Raw genomic sequence first — 21230 nt, 5'->3', positions numbered from 1 at the left:
ACTTCCGGCACAGCCGGTTTTAGGCCGGGTCGGCGGTGCCTGCCACCCCGCCGTTTTGCCTTTCCAGTCGGCCACCGCGCGAATCTGCAAACCACGGCGCGCCGGCCGCCTCACGTCGCCGGCCGGCCCCTTCATCTTGGCCCAAATATCCTCGGGGGGAGGCGCGCCTGCGCGCCGTCGGGGGGCAGACAGCCCCCCGCCCGGCCGGGCAGGGGCGGCGCGCCGGGTGGGCAGACGCCGGACAGAGCGGCCTTGCCCTTGCCCCGCCCGCCCGCCAGAGTGACGCCGAGGGGGACGGCCCCATGTCGCCGTCCAGAACATGCCGATGTCCAAGATCATCATAAGCTGCGCAATCACCGGCTCGATCCACACGCCTTCGATGTCGCCTTACCTGCCGGTGACGGGGGCCGAGATTGCGGCCAGCGCGCTGGGGGCGGCGGCGGCCGGTGCTGCCATCCTGCATCTGCACGCCCGCGACCCGGCGAACGGGCGGCCCTCTTCGGCGCTGGCGCATTGGATGGGGTTCCTGCCTGCCATCCGCGCCGGGTCTGATGCGGTGATCAACATGACCACCGGCGGCTCGGCGGTGATGACGCTGGACCAGCGGCTGGAGGCGCCCCTGGCCGTGGCGCCCGAGATGTGCAGCCTGAACATGGGCAGCATGAATTTCGCGCTTTACCCGATGCTGGGCAAGGATCGGGTCTGGAAATACGATTGGGAAGAGCCCTTTCTGCGCAACTCGGACGATCTGGTGTTCAAGAACACCCCGCGCGACATCGAAGGCGTGCTGCGCCTGATGGGGGCCGAGCGTGGCGCGCGGTTCGAGTTCGAATGCTATGACCTCAGCCACCTCTACATGCTGGCGCATTTCCGGGACCGGGGGCTGATTGTGGGGCCGATCTTCGTGCAGTTCGTGATGGGGGTCTTGGGCGGCGTGGCGGCGGACCCGTCGCATCTGATGCATCTGAAGGAAACGGCGGACCGGCTCTTTGGCCGCGACTATGCTTTTTCCGTGCTGGCGGCGGGGCGGCAGCAGATGGCGCTGGCCGCGATGGCGGCAGGGATGGGCGGGCATGTGCGGGTGGGGCTGGAGGACAACCTCTATATCGCCAAGGGCCAGCTTGCCGTGTCGAATGCCGAGCAGGTCGCCAAGGTGCGCGCGCTGGTCGAGGGGCTGGGCCGTGTCGTGGCCACCCCCGCCGAGGCGCGGGCGATGCTGGCGCTGAAAGGTGCCGACCGGGTTGCGGGCTAAGACCCCGGCAGGGCTTGAACCCCGGCGGCTTGCTTGGCAGGTTCGGCGGGCGGCAGCGGTTTTTGCCGCGGGGAGACCGGGATGAGAGCCTTTCTTGACACGCGCCAGGCGGTGCATGATCCAAAGCATTTCATGGCCAATGGCCGTGTCCTGCCCAATCCCGAAGTGCCCGAACGGATCGCCCGGCTGCGCGCCGGGGCCGAGGCGGCGGGCTGTGTGGTCGAGGCGCCGCAGGACCATGGCATGGGGCCGATTGCGGCGCTGCATTCCGCCGAATACCTGACCTTCCTGCGCACCGCCCATGCCCGCTGGTCGCGGATCGAGGGCGCTTCGGATGAAATCGTGCCGAACATCCATCCCGCCAGCCGCAGCGACGGCTATCCCAAATCGGTGCTGGGGCAGGCGGGCTATCATCAGGCCGATACCTCTTGCCCGATTTCCGCAGGCACATGGGAGGCGGCCTATTGGTCGGCCCAGACCGCGCTTTCGGCGGCAAGGGTGATCAGTGAGGGCGCGCGGGCGGCCTATGCGCTCTGCCGCCCGCCGGGGCACCATGCCTTTGCCGATCTGGCGGGGGGCTTTTGCTTTCTCAACAATGCCGGCATCGCCGCCGAGGCCCTGCGCCTGCGCGGGCTGCGCCCGGCGATCCTTGATGTGGATGTGCATCACGGCAATGGCACGCAAGGCATTTTCTATGCCCGCAAGGATGTGCTGACGGTTTCGATCCATGCCGATCCGGCGCGGTTCTATCCCTTCTACTGGGGGCATGCGCATGAGCGGGGCGCGGGCGAGGGGCTGGGCTATAACCTGAACCTGCCGCTGCCGCGCGGCATTGGCGACGCCGACTATCTGGCGGCGCTGGAGCAGGGCTTGCAGGCGGTGGACAGTTTCGGCGCCGATGTGATCGTGGTGGCGCTGGGCCTCGACGCGCATGAGGATGACCCGTTTCAGGGTTTTCGGGTGACCACCCCCGGCTTTGCCCGCATCGCGGCGGCCATCGCGGCGCGCGGGCTGCCGGTTCTGGTGGTGCAGGAGGGCGGCTATCTGTCGCCCGCATTGGGCGGCAATCTGACCAGCTTCCTGTCGGGGCTGGCATAAGGACAGAAAGGAGACGGCAATGTTTCGCGCTTTGGTGCTGGAGAAGGACGCAGCGGGGCAGGCAAGCGCCAGCCTGCAGGAACTTGACGATGCGCGGCTGCCCGAGGGGGAGGTGACCGTCGCCGTCCGCTATTCCACGCTGAACTACAAGGACGGGCTGTGTCTGTCGCCCTCGGGTGGTGGGCTGGTGCGCAACTGGCCGCATGTGGCGGGCATCGACTTTGCCGGCGTGGTCGAAGACAGCCGCGACCCGCGTTACAAGCCGGGGGATGCCGTGGTGCTGACCGGCTGGCGCGTGGGCGAGGCGTTCTGGGGCGGCTATGCCACCAAGGCGCGGGTCAAGGCCGACTGGCTGGTGCCGCTGCCTGCGGGCCTTGGCCTGCGCCAGACCATGGCCATCGGCACGGCGGGCCTGACCGCGATGCTGGCGCTGATGGCGCTTGAGGCGCATGGCCTGACCCCTGACAAGGGCGAGGTGCTGGTGACTGGCGCGGCGGGCGGTGTCGGCTCGGTCGCGGTCAGTTTGCTGGCGGCGCGGGGGTATCGGGTGGCGGCGGTCACCGGGCGGCCGGAAACCGAAAGCTGGCTGCGCGATCTGGGCGCCACCCGCATCGTGCCGCGCGCCGATCTGGCCGAAACCGTCAAGCGCCCGCTTGAGGCGGAGGCATGGGCGGGCTGCATTGATGCCGTGGGCGGCGCCATGCTGGCGCGGGTGCTGGGGCAGATGCAGCACCGGGCCTCGGTCGCGGCGGTGGGCAATGCCGGGGGGCTGGCGGTGCCCGCCTCGATCATCCCGTTCCTGCTACGGGGGGTGAACCTTCTGGGCATCGACTCGGCCCAGTCGCCGTTTGAGGAACGCAGCCGGGCCTGGTCCCGGCTCGCGGCGGAACTGCCGCTGGACCGGCTGGAGGGCACGGTGCGCGAGGTGGGTCTGGCCGATGTGCCCGCGCTGGGCGCCGCGATCCTGAAAGGGGCCGTGCAGGGGCGGATTGTGGTGGATGTGACCCGCTGAACAGAGGCGCCCCGCGCCGGTTCATCGCCGTTGCGCCGCTGGCGGCCCAAGCGCCCCGCCCGGGCTTCAGCCCGGGCGGGGCGCTTTTTTGAATCGGTTTCGGGATTTGTCCAAGTAAAAGAATCGGGATTTACTTTCCAAAGTCTTTTTGTCATCTTTCCCGCAATGCCACGCCAGCCATCAGGCCAGCCGGACCCCAAAAGATGCCATGGAGGCCCCGATGCTCCCGCCTGATTTCGGCCCTTTCGCCCTGTCCCCTCGCAGCCTGTGGAGGGGGAAATGACCGCTCCTTTGCCCTCCTGGGCCTTTGAGGCCGATATGATCCCGGTGCATGACGCGCTGAAACTGACCGAAGGCGGGGTGCAGGCGCGCATCGTGCTGAACGGGCAGGTCTATGCTTTGCGCATCACCAAGGCTGGCAAGCTGATCCTGACCAAGTAACCCTTTCAAGGAAGACCTATGAAACGCCTCGCCTCTGCCCTGCTGGTTCTGCCCGGCCTTTCCGCCCCGGCCCTTGCCGCCGATCCTGCCGCCGTGCTGACCCATTACGCCGATCTGGCCGAGGCGACCTATGGCGACAGCCTGACCACGGCGCAGGCGCTGCAACAGGCGGTGGCAACGCTGGTGGCTGCGCCGTCCGAGGCGAACCTGTTGGCCGCCCGCAGCGCGTGGCTGGCGGCGCGGGTGCCCTATCAGCAATCCGAAGCCTTCCGCTTTGGCAATCCGGTGGTGGACGACTGGGAAGGCAAGGTGAACTCCTGGCCGCTGGACGAGGGGCTGATCGACTATGTGGCCGCCGGTCATGGCGAGAATGAAGAGAACGATCTGGCCACGCTGAACGTGATCGCCACGCCGATATTCACCCTTTCGGGGGTTGAGATTGACGCGACCACCATCACGCCCGAGCTGATTTCGGGCACTCTGCACGAAGCGGACGGGATCGAGGCGAACGTGGCCTCGGGTTATCACGCCATCGAATTCCTGCTCTGGGGGCAGGATCTGAACGGCACCGGACCGGGCGCCGGCGCGCGGCCCTGGACCGATTATGCCACGGGCGCCGATTGCACCAATGGCAATTGCGACCGCCGGGGCGCCTATCTGGTCGCGGCGACCGACCTGCTGGTCTCGGACCTTGACTATATGGTCGCGCAATGGACGGCGGGCGGCGCGGGCCGCGTCGCCGTCACGGCTGATCCCAAGGCGGGGCTGCTGGCCATCCTCACCGGCATGGGCAGCCTGTCTTACGGCGAACAGGCCGGAGAGCGGATGAAGCTGGGCCTGATGCTGAACGACCCGGAAGAGGAACATGACTGCTTCTCGGACAACACCCACAACAGCCATTATTATGACGGTCTGGGCATCCGCAACGTCTACACCGGCAGTTACACCCGGGTGGATGGCACGGTTCTGAGCGGGCCTTCGGTTTCGGAACTGGTGGCGGCGGCCGATCCGGCGGTGGACAGCCAGCTTCGCGGCGAGTTGGACGATACCGTGGGCAAGCTGGGGGCACTCAAGGCCGCGGCCGAAGGCGGGCTGGCCTATGACCAGATGCTGGCGGCCGGCAACAAAGAGGGTGAGGCGCTGATCATGGGCGCGGTGAACGCGCTGGTGACGCAGACGGCCTCGATCGAGCGGGCCGTGGCCGTGCTGGGCCTGTCGAAGATCGAGTTTGAAGGCTCCGACAGCCTCGACAACCCCGGCGCCGTCTTCCAGTAATCCCAAAGGGTCCGCCATGATCGTCTGCCATTGCCAGAGCATCTCGGATCATCAGATCCGCGCCGCCGTGGACTGGATGCGCGCGGCGGACCCCTCCACCATCATCACGCCCGGCAAGGTCTATCACGCCTTGGGCAAACGCGCCGATTGCGGCGGCTGTATGCCGCTCTTTCTTGACACCATGCGTCGATGTGACAGTTTCGGGGTAGCCACGGAGACCCCGGCAACGGGGCTTCCCAGCCAACCTGTCCCGGTCTTTGGTGCATCGAAAGGAAGGCAGCATGAAGGGCGACCCGAAGGTCATCGACTATCTCAACGCGGCGCTGCGGTCTGAACTGACCGCGGTCAGCCAGTATTGGCTGCATTTCCGGCTGCAAGAGGATTGGGGCTATGGCCATCTGGCCGCCAAATCCCGCGCCGAATCCATCGAGGAAATGGGCCATGCCGACCGGCTGATCGCCCGGATCATCTTTCTGGAAGGCCATCCCAACCTGCAAAAGCTGGACCCGCTGCGGATCGGCCAGACCCTGCGCGAGACGCTGGAATGCGACCTTGCCGGCGAACATGACGCCCGCACCCTCTATATCGAGGCGCGGCGCCATTGCGATGCGGTGGGCGATTTCGTCAGCCGGGCGCTATTTGACGCGCTGATCTCGGATGAGGAAGGCCATATCGACTTTCTCGAAACCCAGTTGGGCCTGTATGACCGGCTGGGTGAAGAGAAATATGGCATGTTGAACGCCAAGCCCGCCGATCAGGCGGAATAGCCGATGGGCGCCGAAGCCTCGGCCCTGATCGACGGGCGCATCGCCGAACTGGGCGACTGGCGCGGCGATGTGCTGGCGCGGATGCGGGGCCTGATCCATCAGGCCCTGCCGGGTGTGACCGAGGAATGGAAATGGCGCGGCGTGCCGGTCTGGGAACAGGACGGCATCCTTTGCACTGGTGAGACCTACAAGGCGGTGGTCAAGCTGACCTTTGCCCATGGCGCTGCGCTGGACGATCCGGCGGGCCTCTTCAACGCCAGCCTTGACGGCGGAACCCGCCGCGCCATCGACATCCGGCAGGGCGAGGCGGTTGACCCCGTGGCCTTTGTCGCGCTGATGCAGGCCGCCGCCGCTTTGAACGCCGCCAGTCTCGCCGGGCGCAAGGCACGCAAGACCTGAGATCCTCGGCCGCAGGCGCATTTTCCGATTGAAACAGTCAGAAAAGAGGTTCAGGTAGGCGGCAAAAGGAGTCCCTCCATGCTTCGCCCCCTTTGCCTCTTGGTATTGGCAGCCACGCCCGCCTTTTCGCAGGCACTGGATGACCGCCACCTGCCTGTGATCGCCCGCACACCCGAAGAGGTGGCCCGCATCGCTGCCGTCCTTGCCCCGCCCACCGATTTCAGCAAGGCCGAGCCGTTCGAGGCGAAATCCGGCGGTGCGGCGACGGTGCGGGCGCGCGATACGGCAGATGCCTTCAGCCTGTCTTCCGCCAATATGCCTTTTGAGCGGGAGATGGATTTCAAGCTGGGCAATGCCCTCTTCCGCAAGACCTGGGTGGCGGCGCCCTCATCGACCAAGGCGTCGGACGGGCTGGGGCCGCTTTACAACGCGCGGGGCTGTCAGGATTGCCACCTCAAGGACGGGCGCGGCCACCCGCCCGAGGGCGACAGCGACGACCGGGTGTCGATGTTCCTGCGCATTTCCGTGCCGGGCGGGCCGGACGCCGAGGGGATTGCCGAATGGCTTGCGACGCAGCCCGACCCGGTTTACGGCGGCCAGTTGCAGGATCTGGCCAACCCCGGCCATGCCGCCGAGGTGCGGATGGAGGTCAGCTATACCGAAGTGCCGGTGACGCTGGCCGATGGCACGGTGGTTTCGCTGCGCGCGCCGGCCTATGCCGTGTCGAACCCCGGCTACGGCCCGCTGGCGCCGGATGCCATGCTCTCGCCGCGCGTGGCGCCGCAGATGCCGGGGCTGGGCCTGCTTGAGGCGATCCCCGCGGCGGATCTTCTGGCCAAGGCTGACCCGGACGACGCCGATGGTGACGGGATTTCGGGCCGTGCCGCGATCGTGCCTTCGGTGGAGTTTGGCGTGCCGATGCTGGGCCGCTTTGGCCTGAAGGGCGGGGCGCCCACGGTGCGCGAACAATCGGCGGGGGCGTTTTCCGGCGACATGGGGCTTTCCACACCGCTGCACCCGTCCCCTGCGGGCGATTGCACGGCAGCGCAAGCCGCCTGCCAGAGCGCGCCTGCCGGGCAGGAGCCCGGGGTGCGCGATGGGCTTGAGGTGGACAAGGCCAGCCTTGACCTTGTGACCTTCTATTCCCGCAACCTTGGCGTGCCCGAGCGGCGGGGCGTGGATGCGCCACAGGCGCTGCGCGGCAAGGAAATCTTCTACACGCTGAACTGCACCGGCTGCCATACGCCGAAACATGTCACCAACCGGCTGGACGGCCAGCCCGAGCAAAGCTTTCAACTGATCTGGCCCTATACCGACCTTCTCTTGCATGACATGGGCGAAGGGCTGGCCGATCACCGCCCCGAAGGCCGCGCGACGGGAACGGAATGGAAGACGCCACCGCTCTGGGGCATCGGGTTGACGGGGCAGGTCTCGGGCCATACCACCTTTCTGCATGACGGTCGGGCGCGCAGCCTGCTTGAGGCGGTGCTGTGGCATGGCGGCGAGGCGCAGGCCCCCCGCGATGCCGTGGTGGCCCTGCCTGCCGAAGACCGCGCCGCGCTGATCGCCTTTCTGGAGAGCCTGTAGAATGCGTCGCCTTGCCCTTGCCCTGTGTCTGACCGCTGCCGCCGCCCCCGCATTCGCCGATTTCCCCGAGGCGGTGCGTGACCATATCCTGCCGGGCTATGCCGGATTTGCCGCGGCCACCGCCGCGCTGGATGCCGAAGCACAGGCCGATTGCAGCCCGCAGGGGCTGCGGCCCGCCTTTCAGGCGGCCTGGGATGCCTGGATGGCGGTGGCGCATCTGCGGCTGGGCCCGGTCGAGGATCATGGCAGGGTGCTGGCCATCGCCTTCTGGCCTGACCCCAAGGGGCTGGGCACAAAGGCGCAGATGGCGCTCTTGACGGGCGACCCCGCCGCGCTGACGCCCGAGCATTTCCCCGAACAATCGGTGGCCGCCCGGGGTCTGACCGGGCTTGAGCGGCTGCTTTACCCGGCAGAACCGCTGCCCGCCGATCCTTGCGCGCTGATCCGGGCGACCACCGCCGATCTGGCGCGGATGGCGGGCGAGATCGACGCAGCATGGCAGGGCGGTTACGCCGATGTGCTGCTGACCGCAGGCGAGCCGGGCAACACCACCTTCCTCAGCCGTCCCGAAGTGAGGCAGGCGCTGTTCACGCAATTGGCCGCCGGGCTGGAGTTTGTCGAGGACAGCCGCCTTGGCCGCCCGCTTGGCACCTTTGACAAGCCACGCCCGGAACGGGCCGAGGCCCGCGCCTCGGGCCGCAGTCTGCGCAATGTCACGCTGGGCTTGCAGGCGATGAAAGGGCTGGTTCAGGCCCTGACCCCCGATGCGCCGCAGACGGTGGCCGCCTTTGACCATGCCATCGCGCTGGCCGAAGCGATGGATGACCCGGCCTTTGCCGGGGTGGCCGAACCGCAATCGCGCCTCAAGGTCGAGATTCTGGCCGAAGCGGTGGATGAAATCCGCGTCGTGATCCTGAGTGAACTCGCGCCGGAACTGGATGTCGGCATCGGTTTCAACGCGGCGGATGGCGATTGAGATGGCAACCCGTCGCGCCTTTCTTGCCGGTCTTGCCGCCGCCAGCCTGCCGCGCCTGAGCTGGGCCGATGCCGGAAGCCCGGCCTATCTGGCCGCGGGCAAGGTGGGGGAAGCTTTCGTGCTGCACGGGCTGTCGGGCGCCGGGCAAAGCCTGTTCCAGATCGAGTTGCCCGCGCGTGGCCATGCCGCCGCCGCCCATCCCGACCGGCCCGAAGCGGTGGCTTTTGCCCGCCGCCCGGGCACCTATGCTTTGGTGCTGAACTGCGTCACCGGCCGGGTCACGGCCCGGCTGACCCCGCCCGAAGGCCGCCAGTTCAACGGCCACGGCGCCTTTTCGCCCGATGGCGCGCTGTTGATGACTTCCGAAGTGGTGGCCGAAGGGTCCGAGGGGCGGATCGGCCTTTGGGATGGCCGCAGCTATGCCCGGATCGGCGAATGGGCTTCGGGCGGGATCGGCCCGCATGAGGTGCGCCGCCTGCCCGACGGGCGGCTGGTGGTGGCCAATGGCGGCATCCAGACCGATCCGGGCGACCGGACCAAGCTGAACCTCGACACCATGCGCCCGAACCTGACGCTGCTGTCACCCGAAGGCGGGCTGCTGGATCAGGTCGAATTGCCTGCCGCGCTGCATCAGAACTCGATCCGGCATCTGGCGGTGCTGCAGGGTGTGGCCTTGCTGGGGCAGGGTGTGGCCTTTGCCATGCAATGGGAAGGCGACCCTGCGGAACCCGTGCCGCAACTGGGCCTCTGGACCCCGGGCCGCGCGCCGCAGCTTTGCCCGCCCGCCGAGGCGGATGCCTTTGCCATGCAGGGCTATGCCGGGTCGATCGCGGTCAGCGGCGGCATGATCGCGCTGACCTCGCCCAAGGGCGGGGTGGTGATGCTTTTTGACAGCACGGGCGCCCCGCTGGCCACCCATCGCCGCGCCGACCTCTGCGGCGTGGCGCCCGCACCGCAGGGCTTTGTCGCCACCGACGGGCAGGGGGCGGTCTGGTCCTGCGATGCGGCGGGGCTGGCGCCGCTGGGGCAGGGTGCGACCCTTTGGGACAATCACCTTCTGGCGCTGATCTAGCGCACAACCGGCGCGATTCATGCCGTCAGCGCCGCATTTCTGCGCCGCAGCATAAAGATATGCGTAAAATACAGGCATTCGGGCGCCGCGTTTCCGACGCATTCGGCGCCGTTTCCGACTCCTGTTGCCGCAAGGTTCGGCGCCCTGTCTGCTGACCAAGGCCCGGGGAATGCCGGACCAAGGAACAGGATGTGCGGTGGCGGACGGAGTTCGACGGCCACCACCACCGCACGGGTGCAACCGAAATTGCCGCCCTAATATGGGACATGCTTCCCGCAGATGGAAGCCCCGGGCGGCCCACAGGGGGATAGACCATGAAACTGACCCGACGTTTTCTGCTGACCAGCGCCGCTGCCGCCGCAGGCGCTGCCAGCCTGCCGCGCTTTGCCATGGCGCAGGCCGAGACCATCAAGGTGGGCATCCTGCATTCGCTCTCGGGCACGATGGCGATTTCGGAAACCACGCTGAAAGACACCATGCTGATGCTGATCGAACAGCAGAACGCCAAGGGCGGCGTTCTGGGCAAGATGCTTGAGCCGGTGGTGGTGGACCCGGCCTCGGACTGGCCGCTGTTCGCCGAAAAGGCGCGGGAACTGATCACCGTGAACAAGGTTTCGGTGATGTTCGGCTGCTGGACCTCGGTCAGCCGCAAGTCGGTGCTGCCGGTGATCGAAGAGCTGAACGGCCTCTTGTTCTACCCGGTGCAGTATGAGGGCGAAGAATCCTCCAAGAACGTGTTCTACACCGGCGCCGCGCCGAACCAGCAGGCGATCCCGGCGGTGGATTACTTCCTCAACGAACTCGGGATCGAGAAATTCGCCCTGCTCGGCACCGATTACGTCTATCCGCGCACCACGAACAACATTCTGGAAAGCTATCTGAAGGGCAAGGGGATTGCCGCCGAAGACATCTTCGTCAACTACACCCCCTTCGGCCATTCCGACTGGTCCAAGATCGTGGCCGATGTCGTGGCGCTGGGCGCCGATGGCAAGAAGGTCGGCGTGATTTCCACCATCAACGGCGATGCCAATATCGGCTTCTACAAGGAACTCGCGGCGGCGGGCGTGACGGCAGACAAGCTGCCGGTTGTGGCCTTCTCGGTCGGTGAGGAAGAGCTTTCGGGTCTGGATACCACCAACCTTGTCGGCCATCTCGCGGCCTGGAACTATTTCATGTCGGCCGAAAGCCCGGAGAACACCAAGTTCATCGCCGACTGGAAAGCCTTCATCAAAGACGACAAGCGGGTGACGAACGACCCGATGGAAGCGCATTACATCGGCTTCAACATGTGGGTGAATGCGGTCACCGCCGCCGGCACCACCGATGTCGATCCGGTCTCGGATGCGATGATAGGCCAGAAGTTCCCGAACCTGACCGGCGGCGTGGCCGAGATGCTGCCGAACCATCACCTGACCAAGCCGGTGCTGATCGGCGAAATCCGCGCCGATGGCCAGTTCGACATCATCAGCCAGACCGAGCCGGTCCCGGGCGATGCCTGGACCGACTTCCTGCCGGAATCGGCGGTGCTGGAGGCCGATTGGAAAGACCTCAAATGCGGCATGTATAACACCGAGAGCAAGACCTGCGTGCAGTTGAAGTCGAACTACTGACCTGACCGCGGCGGGAGGGGGCAGCCCCCTCCCGCACCCTCCCTCTCCCATCCCCGGAGCGCCGCCATGCGCCTTTTGCCGCTCGCCCTGGCGATGCTGGTCTGGTTTTTGCCCCTTGCCGCGCTGGCCGAGGGCGAAGCCGCCGCCATTGTCGCCGAAAACCGCGAGATGATCGAGAAACCCTCGCGCCAGACCATCGGCCCGGTGATCGCGGCGCTGGCCGCTTCGGGCGATCCGATGGCGGCGGTGCTGTTGCAGGCATGGGCCAACAAGGGTCTGGGGCTGCGCAAGGCGGACGGGGCGTTCTTCCTGATCGCGCCCGAGGGCGACGGTTTCACGCTGACCGATCTGACCGGGGCGCCTGCGGGCACGGCGGCCAAGGCCGAGATCACCGAGATGAAGCCCAATGCCGGGGTGCGCGGGCTGATCGCCACCGCCCTTGTGCAATTCACTCTGACCGATCCCGACCCGGCCCGGCGGGCCGAGGCGCTGACCTCGATCGCGCGGGATCCTGCGCCCGAGCATTTGGCCCCGCTGCGCGCCGCCCTTGCGGGCGAGACGGACCCGGCGCTGGCGGCGCAGAAGGCCCGGCTGGAACGCTTTCTGACCCTGCGCTTCGATCCCGACAGCGCTGCGCGCGTGGCCGCCATCGACAGTTTCGGCGCCGATCTGGGGCTGGACCTGCGCGGCGCTCTGAACCCCTTGCTCGCCACCCGCCGCGTGGCGCTGGCCGGGCCGCCCGAGCCGGGCATGAACGTGGCGCGCGAGCTGACGCCGGGCCGCGACCTGACCGAGGCCGAAGCCTATGACCTTCTGGTGGCCGCCAATCTTGCCCCCGCCCGGCTGACCCTGGCCGAGCAGAAGGCGGCGCTGGTCGCCCATATCAGCGGCGGCACCGTGGCCGGTTTTCCCGTGGCCGATCTGGCCCGGGCCGAGGTCCGCGACCGCGCCTATACCGCGCTGGAGGCCGCGGGAAGCGTGCCGGTGGCCGCCACGGCGGATGAGGTGACCGCCGCCGTCGCCGCCCACCGCTTTGCCGATCTTTACGCCGAACCCGACGCGGCGGTGACCGATGCCGCCCGTGCCGCGCTGGGCCGTATCTCGCTGAAACTGGGCGCGATGCAGGTGGCCGATCTGGCGATGGACGGGCTGTCGCTGGCGGCGATCTATTTTCTGGCGGCCATCGGCCTTGCCATCACATTCGGCGTGATGCGCGTGATCAACATGGCCCATGGCGAGTTTCTGACGCTGGGCGCCTATACCGGCTATGTCGTGCAGCAATGGGTGCCGAATTATACCGCCTCGATCCTGATTGCGCTGCCCCTTGCCTTTGCGGTGACCTTCGCCGCTGGGGTGGGGATGGAGCGGCTGGTGATCCGCCACCTTTACAAACGCCCGCTGGAATCGCTCTTGGCGACCTTCGGCATTTCCATCGCGCTGCAACAGATCCTGAAGAACATCTTCGGCACGCAGGCGCGGCCCCTGACCTCGCCCGCATGGCTGGACGGGGCGCTGACCTTCAACGATGTGGTCTCGATCAGCTATATCCGCATCGCCATCTTCGTGCTGGCGCTGGTGTTTCTGGTGTTCTTCCTCTGGCTGATGAAGCGCACGCGCCTTGGCCTTGAAGTCCGCGCCGTCACCCAGAACCCCACCATGGCCGCTTCGATGGGCATCAACCCCGACCGGATCAACATGCTGACCTTCGGCCTTGGTTCGGGCATTGCGGGCATCGCCGGGGTGGCCATCGGGCTTTACGCCAAGGTCACCTCGGAACTCGGCGCCGATTACATCGTGCAAAGCTTCATGACGGTGGTCGTGGGCGGCGTCGGCAACATCTGGGGCGCGCTGGCCGGCGCCTCGATGATCGGCGGGCTGCAAAAGGTGATCGAGTGGCTGAACCCCTCGAACACCCTTGCCGCCCAGACCTACATGATCCTCTTCATCATCCTCTTCATCCAGTTCCGCCCGCGGGGGATCATCCCCCTCAAGGGCCGCGCGGCAGGAGACTGACCATGATCCTTCCCCTGCTTTCATCTTGGCCGAAATACCCCGGGGGTGCCGATGGGGCCGCCATGGGTTCGGGCCCCCGGTTCACGGCCAGCCAGTGTGCCAGCCGGGTCGGGGTGAACCCCGACCTACGGCAGCGGGCCTTTGCCCCGGGGCGCGGGGGGCGGCCATGACCCGTCCGTTTCTGGTCCGTAATCCGTCGCTGCTGATCTTCATCGCCGTGCTGGCGCTCTTCACCCTTGCCGTCACGCTGGGGTCCGAGGCGATGGGGGCGGGGATGATCTCTACCTCTTTCGTCAAGACCCTGGGCAAGACACTGTGCCTTTGCCTTGCCGCGCTGGCGATGGATCTGATCTGGGGCTATGCGGGCATCCTGAGCCTTGGCCACATGGCGTTTTTCGCCCTTGGCGGCTATATGATCGGCATGTGGCTGATGTATGCCCGGACCGAGGAAATCGTTGTCGCGGCGCTGGCCTCGGATGCGCTGCCCGCCACGGCCGAGGAAATCCGCCAAGGCATCACCACCCAGATTTTCGGTGTGGTCGGCTCTTCCGATCTGCCGGTGATCTGGAGCTTTGCGCATTCGCTGCCCCTGCAACTGGCGCTGGTGGTGCTGGTGCCCGGGCTTCTGGCGCTGGGGTTCGGCTGGCTCGCGTTCCGCAGCCGGGTGACGGGGGTGTATCTGTCAATCCTGACGCAGGCGATGACGCTGGCACTGGCGCTCTACCTCTTCCAGAACGACAGCGGATTGCGCGGCAACAACGGGCTGTCGGGGTTGCAGAACATCCCCGGCATCGGCGATCCGGGGCAGGATGCGCTGTCGCTGTGGTTCTTCTGGGCTTCGGCGCTGGCGCTGGCCTTGGGCTATGTCGCGCTGAATGCGGTGGTCTCGGGCAAGTTCGGTTCGGTCATCCGCGCGATCCGTGATGATGAGGCGCGGGTGAGGTTCCTTGGCTATTCCGTTGAAAGCTACAAGCTTTTCGTCTTCACCCTGACCGCCGTCATAGCCGCATTGGCCGGGGCGCTCTATTACCCGCAGGCGGGCATCATCAATCCGGCGGAACTGGCGCCCATCGCCTCGATTTATCTGGCGGTCTGGGTGGCGATCGGCGGGCGCGGGCGGCTTTATGGCGCGGTGATCGGGGCGGCCTTCGTCTCGCTCCTGTCCTCGGTCTTCACCGGCGGGCGGGTGCCGGCCATCGACATGGGCTTTCTGCGGATTGACTGGGTGGACTGGTGGCAGGTGCTGCTGGGTCTGGCCTTTGTCGCGGTCACCCTGTTTGCGCCCAAGGGCATCGGCGGGCTGTTCGACCTCTGGCAGGGTCTGCGCAGCCCCGACCGCAAGGGGGCGCCGCTCGGCCCCGACGACAGCGCCTTGCGGGAAAAGGAGGCGCTGGAATGAGCAATATCCTTGAGGTTTCCGGCATCTCGGTCAGCTTTGACGGCTTTCGCGCCATCAACAACCTGTCCTTTACCATCGGCGCGGCGGAATTGCGCGCCATCATCGGGCCAAACGGCGCCGGAAAATCCACCTTCATGGACATCGTCACCGGCAAGACCCGCCCCGACAGCGGCACGGTGACCTTCGGCGAACGCTCGGTCTCGCTGTTGCGGATGTCCGAGGCGGAAATCGCCCGCGCCGGGATCGGCCGCAAGTTTCAACGCCCGACGGTGTTCGAGGATCAGACGGTCACCGAAAACCTGACGCTGGCGCTGAAGGCGCCGCGCAACCCCTTTGCCGTGCTGGGTTGGAAGGCCAAGGCGCCCGACCATGCCCGCATCGCCGCGCTTGCCGCGCAGGTGGGCCTGTCGGACGCGCTGGCGCGCAAGTCGGGCGAACTCAGCCACGGGCAAAAGCAATGGCTGGAAATCGGGATGCTTCTGGCGCAGGAACCGCGGGTGCTGCTGGTCGATGAACCCGCCGCCGGCATGACGCTGGCCGAACGCGAGGCGACCACGGCCATGCTGGTGGAAATGGCGAAAGCCCGTGCCGTGGTGGTGGTCGAACATGACATGGAGTTCATAAGGCGGCTGAACTGCAAGGTGACCGTGTTGCACGAAGGCGCGGTTCTGGCCGAGGGCAGCCTAGACCATGTGACGAAAAACCCTGCGGTGATCGACGTTTATCTGGGGCGCGGATGATGCTGGAAACCCAAGGACTGACCCTGCATTACGGCGGCAGCCAGATTTTGCACGGCATTGATTTTCAGGCCCGCGCGGGTGAGGTGACCTGCATCATGGGCACCAATGGCGTCGGCAAGACCAGCTTTCTCAAGGCGCTGGCGGGCAGCCATCTGCGCTCGGGCGGCAAGGTGGTGATCGACGGCGCCGAGGTGGGCCGGGTGCCGCCGCAGGAAATGGCGCGGCGTGGGCTGTCGGTGGTGCCGCAGGGGCGGATGATCTTTCCGCTGCTGACGGTGAAGGAAAACCTCGAAACCGCCTATGCCCTCTTGCCGAAATCGCAGCACCGCGTGCCGGATGAAATCTACGACCTCTTCCCGATCCTGAAGGATTTCCTCCACCGCCGCGGCGGCGATCTGTCGGGCGGCCAGCAACAGCAGCTTGCCATCGCCCGCGCCATGATCATGCGGCCCAAGGTGCTGCTTCTGGACGAACCGACCGAGGGCATCCAGCCCAATATCATCCAGCAGATCGGCCGGGTCATCGCCCATCTGCGCGGGCAGGGCGGCATGGCGATCATTCTGGTCGAACAATATTTCGACTTTGCCCATGATCTTGCCGACAGCTTCTATGTCTTCAAGCGCGGCGCGGTCACCCATTCCGGCCCGAAATCGGCCTTTACGAAAGACGAACTCCGCGCCGTCGTTTCTGTCTGATCGGTTTTCATCTGTCCATAAATATCCCGGGGGTCCGGGGGCTGGCCCCCGGTCCGCCGCTGCCCCCCGCGCGCCGTTGCCGGAAAGGCGCACAAGCTACTGTTTTCAGGCGCGGAACCCGGGGCGCCGCCGCTCTGGCCTTGATTGCGCCACAATTCTGCCGTTGTGTTGACGTCGAGCAGACAGGCCACACCACGGGCAAAAGACCCGGGATGGCCCCGAAAGACAGGCAGACCCCGTGGCGACCTATGGCGGCACCAGCGGCAATGACACGCTGACGAGCGGCGCGGCAGCGGATACGCTGAACGGCGTCGATGGGGATGACGTCCTCTTCGGCGGCGCCGGCAATGACCGGCTGTTCGGCGGCAACGGCAATGACACGTTGCAGGGCGGCACCGGCTCGGATTCGCTGGATGGCGGCGCGGGGATCGACACCGCCGATTATTCGGATGCCACCTCGACGCTGTCGGTGACATTGGGCAGCACCGGCACCGGCTATGCTGCAGGCGATACGCTGACCGGCATCGAGAATGTGATCGGCGGCGCCTATGCCGACACGATCACCGGCGACAGCGCCGATAACATCCTTTGGGGGCAGGCGGGCAACGACAGCCTCTATGGCGGCACCGGCGATGACACGCTTTGGGGCGGTCTGGGCAATGACCGGCTCTATGGCGGCAACAATGACGATGTGATGGCTGGCGGCGCCGGGGCCGACAGCCTCTATGGCGGTTCGGGCGTTGATACCGCCGATTACAGCGATGCGGCTGCGGGTGTCGCGGCCAGCCTTGCCACCGGCACCGGCACCGCCGGAGATGCGGCGGGCGACAGCTTCACCTCGGTCGAGAATCTCAGCGGTTCGGACTGGAACGATACGCTCACCGGCGACGGCAGTGCCAACCGGCTGGATGGTGGCGCCGGCAATGACATCCTCTCGGGCGGATCGGGGGCCGACAGCCTGTTCGGCGGCGAGGGCGACGATACGGTTCAGGGCGGCGCCGGGTCTGACCTGCTGGCAGGCGGCAACGGCTTTGACATGCTGGATTATTCCGGCTCCTCCTCGCCGGTGTCGGTCAATCTGGGCACCGGGGCAGTGGCCAACGGCGATGCGGCCGGCGATACGATCAGCGGCTTTGAAGGCATCATCGGCTCGTCCGGCAATGACACGCTGACCGGCGACAGCGGCGATAACCTGATTCAGGGCGGCGCGGGCAATGACCTGCTGACAGGGGGCGGCGGGGCCGACACGCTGGAGGGCGGCACTGGCAACGACACGGTGGATTTCTCGGGCACGGCCGCGGCCGTGGTGATCGACCTCGCGGCGGGCACCGTCAGCGGCGGCGATGCCACGGGCACGGTTCTGAGCGGGATCGAGGCCATCCTTGGCACCGGCCAGGCCGACCAGATCGCCGGTGACAGCGGGGCCAACACCCTCAGCGGCAACGGCGGGGCCGATACGCTCTGGGGCGGGGCGGGCAATGACCAGCTCTTCGGCGGCGACGGCGATGACGTGCTGTATGGCGGCGCCGGGGCCGACAGTCTGGTCGGCGGTGCGGGAACCGATTCCGCCGATTACAGCGCTTCGGCGGCTGGGGTAAATGCCACGCTGGGCGGCACCGGAACCGGCGGCGATGCGGCGGGCGATACCCTTTCGGGGGTCGAGAACCTTGTAGGCTCGGCCTATGCCGACACGCTGACCGGCGACAGCGGCGACAACCTGCTTCAGGGCGGGGCGGGCAACGACAGCCTGTCGGGTGCTGCCGGCAATGACCTGTTGATCGGCGATACCGGCGACGACACTTTGCAGGGTGGCGCCGGGGCCGATACGATCATCGGCGGCGACGGCAATGACCTGATGGATTATAGCGCCGCCGGAGGGGCGGTGTCGGTCAACCTTGGCACCGGCGCAGCCAGCGGCAGCGATGCGGCGGGCGATGTCTTTTCCGGCATCGAGGGCCTGCGCGGTGGCGGCTACAACGACACGCTGACCGGCGACAGCGGCGCCAACAGCCTTTACGGCGGTGCCGGCAACGACATTCTGGCGGGCGGCGGCGGGGCCGATCTGCTCGACGGTGGCACCGGCACCGATACCGCCGATTACAGCGCCTCGGGGGCTGCGGTGACGGTGACGCTGGGCGGCACCGGCAGCGGTGGCGATGCGGCGGGCGATACGCTGACCGGGATCGAGAACCTGACGGGTTCCGCCTATGACGATGTGCTGACCGGCGACGGTGCCGCCAACGTCCTGACCGGCGGGGCGGGCGATGACACGCTTTCGGGCGGGGCGGGCAGCGACAGCCTGTATGGCGGCGATGGCAATGACCGGCTGACGGGCGGGGCCGGGGCCGACGGGCTTTATGGCGGCGCGGGCGAGGATTGGGCCGATTATACCGGTTCCACCGCTGCGGTGAACGTCACGCTGGGCGGCACCGGCAGCGGCGGCGATGCGGCGGGCGATACGCTTTCCGGCATCGAGAATGTCGAGGGTTCGGCCTATAACGACACGCTGACCGGCGACGCGGCCAGCAACTATCTGATCGGCGGCGCCGGGCGCGACGCGATCTATGGCGGCTCGGGCGATGACACGCTGCAAGGGGGGGCAGGGGCCGATACGCTTTACGGCGGCGAAGGTCTCGACATGCTCGACTATTCGACGTCGGGTGCCGCGGTGTCGATCAACCTTGCCACCAACACCGCCTCGGGTGGTGATGCGACGGGCGATGTGTTGCAGGGGGTCGATGGGGTCATCGGCTCGGCCTATAACGACACGCTGATCGGCTTCGACTTCGAGGGGCTGGTCGGGGACATCTTTACCAACGTCTTCTATGGTGCGGCAGGCAGCGATTATATTGACGCCGGTGGTGCCAATGACAGCCTCTATGGCGGGGCCGACAACGACACCCTGCTGGCGGGCGACGGCGAGGATCTGGCCGACGGCGGCGACGGCAACGATTCGATTCTGGCCGGGGCGGGCAATGACACTGTTCTGGGCGGCGCCGGAAACGACATCATCGACGGCGGCACCGGCAATGACCTGATCGCGGGGGGCGAGGGCAACGACTCGGTCCTCGGCGGCGACGGGGCCGACAGCATCGTGGGCGATGCGGGGGATGACAGCCTTTACGGCGGCACCGGCGACGATACGTTGTCGGGCGGCGATGGTGCTGACCAGCTCTATGGCGGCGATGGCAATGACAGCCTGTCGGGCGGCATCGGCAATGATGTGATCGACGCCGGGACCGGCAACGATCTGATTTCTGGCGGCGATGGCGACGATCTGCTGCTGGCGGGCGACGGCAATGACACGGTGCAGGGCGATGCGGGCAATGACCTGATCTATGCCGGGACCGGCAATGATCTGGTGCAGGGCGGCGCCGGCAATGACCAGATCGCCGGCGATGCGGGCAATGACACGCTGCAAGGCGATGCCGGCGACGACACGCTGGACGGCGGGACCGGCAATGACAGCCTGCTTGCGGGCACCGGCAATGACCTCGTTTATGGCGGCACGGGGGACGATACGCTTTGGGCCGGGGATGGCAATGACCTTGCCTATGGCGGCGACGGCGCGGATTCGCTCTCGGGTGAATTGGGCGATGATACGCTTTACGGCGGCGCGGGCGACGATGTGCTGTCGGGGGCCGATGGCAATGACAGCCTGGCGGGGGATGCGGGCAACGACACGCTGCGCGGTGGTGTCGGCGACGACGTTCTGGACGGTGGCAGCGGCGAAGACAGTCTGGACGGCGGTTCGGGCCACGACCTGATCTTTGGCGGCGCGGGCAATGACACCATCGCGGCAGGTAGCGGCAATGACACGCTGTTCGGCGGCGACGGCAATGACCGCATCGACGCCTCGACCGGCAATGACATGGTGGACGGCGGTGCGGGCAATGACAGCATCGACGGCGGCACCGGCAATGACAGCCTGCTGGGCGGCCTTGGCAATGACACGCTGATCGGTGGCGACGGCGATGATACGCTGGTCGGGGGCGACGGGGCGGATCTGCTGTTCGGCGGCACCGGCAACGATACCTTTGTGGTCGGCCTCGGCGATACGATCGACGGCAGCGAGAATGACGGCGACAATGACGTGCTGGACCTGCGGGGCCAGACCAATTACCGCATCGTCCGCGACCCGCTGAACCCCGAAAACGGGGTGGTGAGGTTCTTCAACAATCTTGGCGTGCAGATCGGCACGCTGAACTTCACCAATATCGAAACCGTCGTGACCTGCTTTACCCCCGGCACCCGGATCATGACCGACCGGGGCGCGGTGGCGATCGAGGCGCTGGCGCCCGGCGATCTGGTGCTGACCCGCGACAACGGCCTGCAGCCGATCCGCTGGATCGGGCGCAAGACGCTGGGGGCCGAGGCGCTGCGCGCCGATGCCGCCCTGCAGCCGGTGCTGATCCGGCAGGGCGCTTTGGGGGGCGGCCTGCCGGAACGGGACATGCTCGTCTCGCGCCAGCACCGGATGCTGGTCGAGGGGGCTGGCCCGGCCCTGTGGTTCGGCGAGGATGAGGTGTTCGTGCGCGCCCTGCATCTGACGGCGCTGCCCGGCGTGATGCCCGCGATGGTGACAGAGGTGACCTATCTGCACCTGCTGTTTGACCGGCATGAGGTGATCCGTGCCGATGGCGCCTGGAGCGAAAGCTTCCAGCCCGGCGCGCGGGCGCTGGGCGGGCTTGACCCGGACGAGGCGCATGAACTTTACAGCATCTTCGCCGAGATGCCGCCCGGGCTGGACGCCGCGCGCTATGACGCGGCTCGCGCCACGCTGAAGGCGCATGAGGCGCGGGCCATGCTGGCCCCGCCGCAGGCACGCGCGAAGGCCGGCCGCGCGCCCATCGCCGCCGCCTGACGGGCGGGCTGCCAGCGGCGGTCAGAGACC

17 protein-coding genes are annotated in these 21230 nt (G+C 67.0%); all 17 read left to right on the top strand.

What is annotated here, in order from left to right; translation table 11 throughout:
* Positions 1-325: 325 nt before the first annotated feature.
* A complete protein-coding gene (locus HS053_RS08475; RefSeq protein WP_174210786.1) occupies positions 326-1252 on the top strand; it encodes a beta-keto acid cleavage family enzyme in 927 nt (308 codons plus the stop codon).
* Positions 1253-1333: 81 nt separating this feature from the next.
* A complete protein-coding gene (locus HS053_RS08470) occupies positions 1334-2350 on the top strand; it encodes a histone deacetylase family protein (protein ID WP_174210785.1) in 1017 nt (338 codons plus the stop codon).
* A 19-nt stretch (positions 2351-2369) separates the two neighbouring features.
* A complete protein-coding gene (locus tag HS053_RS08465; RefSeq protein ID WP_174210784.1) occupies positions 2370-3362 on the top strand; it encodes an MDR family oxidoreductase in 993 nt (330 codons plus the stop codon).
* A 318-nt stretch (positions 3363-3680) separates the two neighbouring features.
* Positions 3681-3803 (top strand): hemin uptake protein HemP, encoded by a 123-nt coding sequence (hemP, locus tag HS053_RS08460; RefSeq protein WP_458358889.1) that lies wholly within the window; start codon positions 3681-3683, stop codon positions 3801-3803.
* An 18-nt stretch (positions 3804-3821) separates the two neighbouring features.
* The gene (locus tag HS053_RS08455; RefSeq protein ID WP_174210782.1) at positions 3822-5078 is read left to right on the top strand and encodes an imelysin family protein; all 1257 of its coding nucleotides are present in this window, start codon (positions 3822-3824) and stop codon (positions 5076-5078) included.
* A gap of 16 nt (positions 5079-5094) precedes the next feature.
* The gene (locus HS053_RS08450) at positions 5095-5412 is read left to right on the top strand and encodes a (2Fe-2S)-binding protein (RefSeq protein ID WP_174210781.1); all 318 of its coding nucleotides are present in this window, start codon (positions 5095-5097) and stop codon (positions 5410-5412) included.
* Positions 5360-5845, top strand: a complete 486-nt coding sequence (gene bfr / locus HS053_RS08445) for a bacterioferritin (protein ID WP_174210780.1) — start codon at positions 5360-5362, stop codon at positions 5843-5845. Before HS053_RS08450 ends, bfr begins: the two co-directional genes overlap by 53 nt.
* 3 nt (positions 5846-5848) lie before the next feature.
* Entirely contained in the window at positions 5849-6244 is a 396-nt protein-coding gene (locus tag HS053_RS08440; RefSeq protein WP_174210779.1) for a DUF1801 domain-containing protein, read from the top strand.
* A 78-nt stretch (positions 6245-6322) separates the two neighbouring features.
* On the top strand, positions 6323-7831 hold the full coding sequence (locus tag HS053_RS08435; protein WP_174210778.1) for a di-heme oxidoreductase family protein: 1509 nt from the start codon (positions 6323-6325) through the stop codon (positions 7829-7831).
* 1 nt (position 7832) lies between these two features.
* Positions 7833-8807, top strand: coding sequence for an imelysin family protein (locus tag HS053_RS08430; protein WP_174210777.1), 975 nt, complete (start codon positions 7833-7835; stop codon positions 8805-8807).
* A 1-nt stretch (position 8808) separates the two neighbouring features.
* Positions 8809-9879: a DUF1513 domain-containing protein gene (locus HS053_RS08425; RefSeq protein ID WP_174210776.1), complete on the top strand. Its 1071-nt coding sequence runs from the start codon at positions 8809-8811 to the stop codon at positions 9877-9879.
* Between the two features lie 314 nt (positions 9880-10193).
* The gene (gene urtA / locus HS053_RS08420; RefSeq protein ID WP_174210775.1) at positions 10194-11489 is read left to right on the top strand and encodes an urea ABC transporter substrate-binding protein; all 1296 of its coding nucleotides are present in this window, start codon (positions 10194-10196) and stop codon (positions 11487-11489) included.
* Between the two features lie 66 nt (positions 11490-11555).
* Positions 11556-13502: an urea ABC transporter permease subunit UrtB gene (gene urtB, locus HS053_RS08415; RefSeq protein WP_174210774.1), complete on the top strand. Its 1947-nt coding sequence runs from the start codon at positions 11556-11558 to the stop codon at positions 13500-13502.
* Between the two features lie 166 nt (positions 13503-13668).
* Entirely contained in the window at positions 13669-14901 is a 1233-nt protein-coding gene (gene urtC, locus HS053_RS08410) for an urea ABC transporter permease subunit UrtC (RefSeq protein ID WP_174210773.1), read from the top strand.
* Positions 14898-15641: an urea ABC transporter ATP-binding protein UrtD gene (gene urtD, locus HS053_RS08405; protein WP_174210772.1), complete on the top strand. Its 744-nt coding sequence runs from the start codon at positions 14898-14900 to the stop codon at positions 15639-15641. The genes urtC and urtD overlap by 4 nt, the downstream gene beginning before the upstream one ends.
* Positions 15638-16336, top strand: a complete 699-nt coding sequence (gene urtE / locus HS053_RS08400) for an urea ABC transporter ATP-binding subunit UrtE (RefSeq protein WP_174210771.1) — start codon at positions 15638-15640, stop codon at positions 16334-16336. The genes urtD and urtE overlap by 4 nt, the downstream gene beginning before the upstream one ends.
* Before the next feature lie 238 nt (positions 16337-16574).
* Entirely contained in the window at positions 16575-21200 is a 4626-nt protein-coding gene (locus HS053_RS08395; protein ID WP_174210770.1) for a Hint domain-containing protein, read from the top strand.
* Positions 21201-21230: the final 30 nt, after the last annotated feature.

The organism is Tabrizicola fusiformis (genome assembly GCF_013328815.1).
In the GTDB taxonomy this organism is placed as follows: Bacteria; Pseudomonadota; Alphaproteobacteria; order Rhodobacterales; family Rhodobacteraceae; genus Fuscibacter.
Note: the sequence above shows the minus strand (reverse complement) of the source record. Positions and strands in the feature narration are given on the sequence as shown.

Bases quoted from the DNA above. Each gene is read 5' to 3' on its own strand.
- HS053_RS08475 (WP_174210786.1), top strand. From the start codon at position 326: ATGTCCAAGATCATCATAAGCTGCGCAATCACCGGCTCGATCCACACG.
- HS053_RS08470 (WP_174210785.1), top strand. From the start codon at position 1,334: ATGAGAGCCTTTCTTGACACGCGCCAGGCGGTGCATGATCCAAAGCAT.
- HS053_RS08465 (WP_174210784.1), top strand. From the start codon at position 2,370: ATGTTTCGCGCTTTGGTGCTGGAGAAGGACGCAGCGGGGCAGGCAAGC.
- hemP (WP_458358889.1), top strand. From the start codon at position 3,681: ATGATCCCGGTGCATGACGCGCTGAAACTGACCGAAGGCGGGGTGCAG.
- HS053_RS08455 (WP_174210782.1), top strand. From the start codon at position 3,822: ATGAAACGCCTCGCCTCTGCCCTGCTGGTTCTGCCCGGCCTTTCCGCC.
- HS053_RS08450 (WP_174210781.1), top strand. From the start codon at position 5,095: ATGATCGTCTGCCATTGCCAGAGCATCTCGGATCATCAGATCCGCGCC.
- bfr (WP_174210780.1), top strand. From the start codon at position 5,360: ATGAAGGGCGACCCGAAGGTCATCGACTATCTCAACGCGGCGCTGCGG.
- HS053_RS08440 (WP_174210779.1), top strand. From the start codon at position 5,849: ATGGGCGCCGAAGCCTCGGCCCTGATCGACGGGCGCATCGCCGAACTG.
- HS053_RS08435 (WP_174210778.1), top strand. From the start codon at position 6,323: ATGCTTCGCCCCCTTTGCCTCTTGGTATTGGCAGCCACGCCCGCCTTT.
- HS053_RS08430 (WP_174210777.1), top strand. From the start codon at position 7,833: ATGCGTCGCCTTGCCCTTGCCCTGTGTCTGACCGCTGCCGCCGCCCCC.
- HS053_RS08425 (WP_174210776.1), top strand. From the start codon at position 8,809: ATGGCAACCCGTCGCGCCTTTCTTGCCGGTCTTGCCGCCGCCAGCCTG.
- urtA (WP_174210775.1), top strand. From the start codon at position 10,194: ATGAAACTGACCCGACGTTTTCTGCTGACCAGCGCCGCTGCCGCCGCA.
- urtB (WP_174210774.1), top strand. From the start codon at position 11,556: ATGCGCCTTTTGCCGCTCGCCCTGGCGATGCTGGTCTGGTTTTTGCCC.
- urtC (WP_174210773.1), top strand. From the start codon at position 13,669: ATGACCCGTCCGTTTCTGGTCCGTAATCCGTCGCTGCTGATCTTCATC.
- urtD (WP_174210772.1), top strand. From the start codon at position 14,898: ATGAGCAATATCCTTGAGGTTTCCGGCATCTCGGTCAGCTTTGACGGC.
- urtE (WP_174210771.1), top strand. From the start codon at position 15,638: ATGATGCTGGAAACCCAAGGACTGACCCTGCATTACGGCGGCAGCCAG.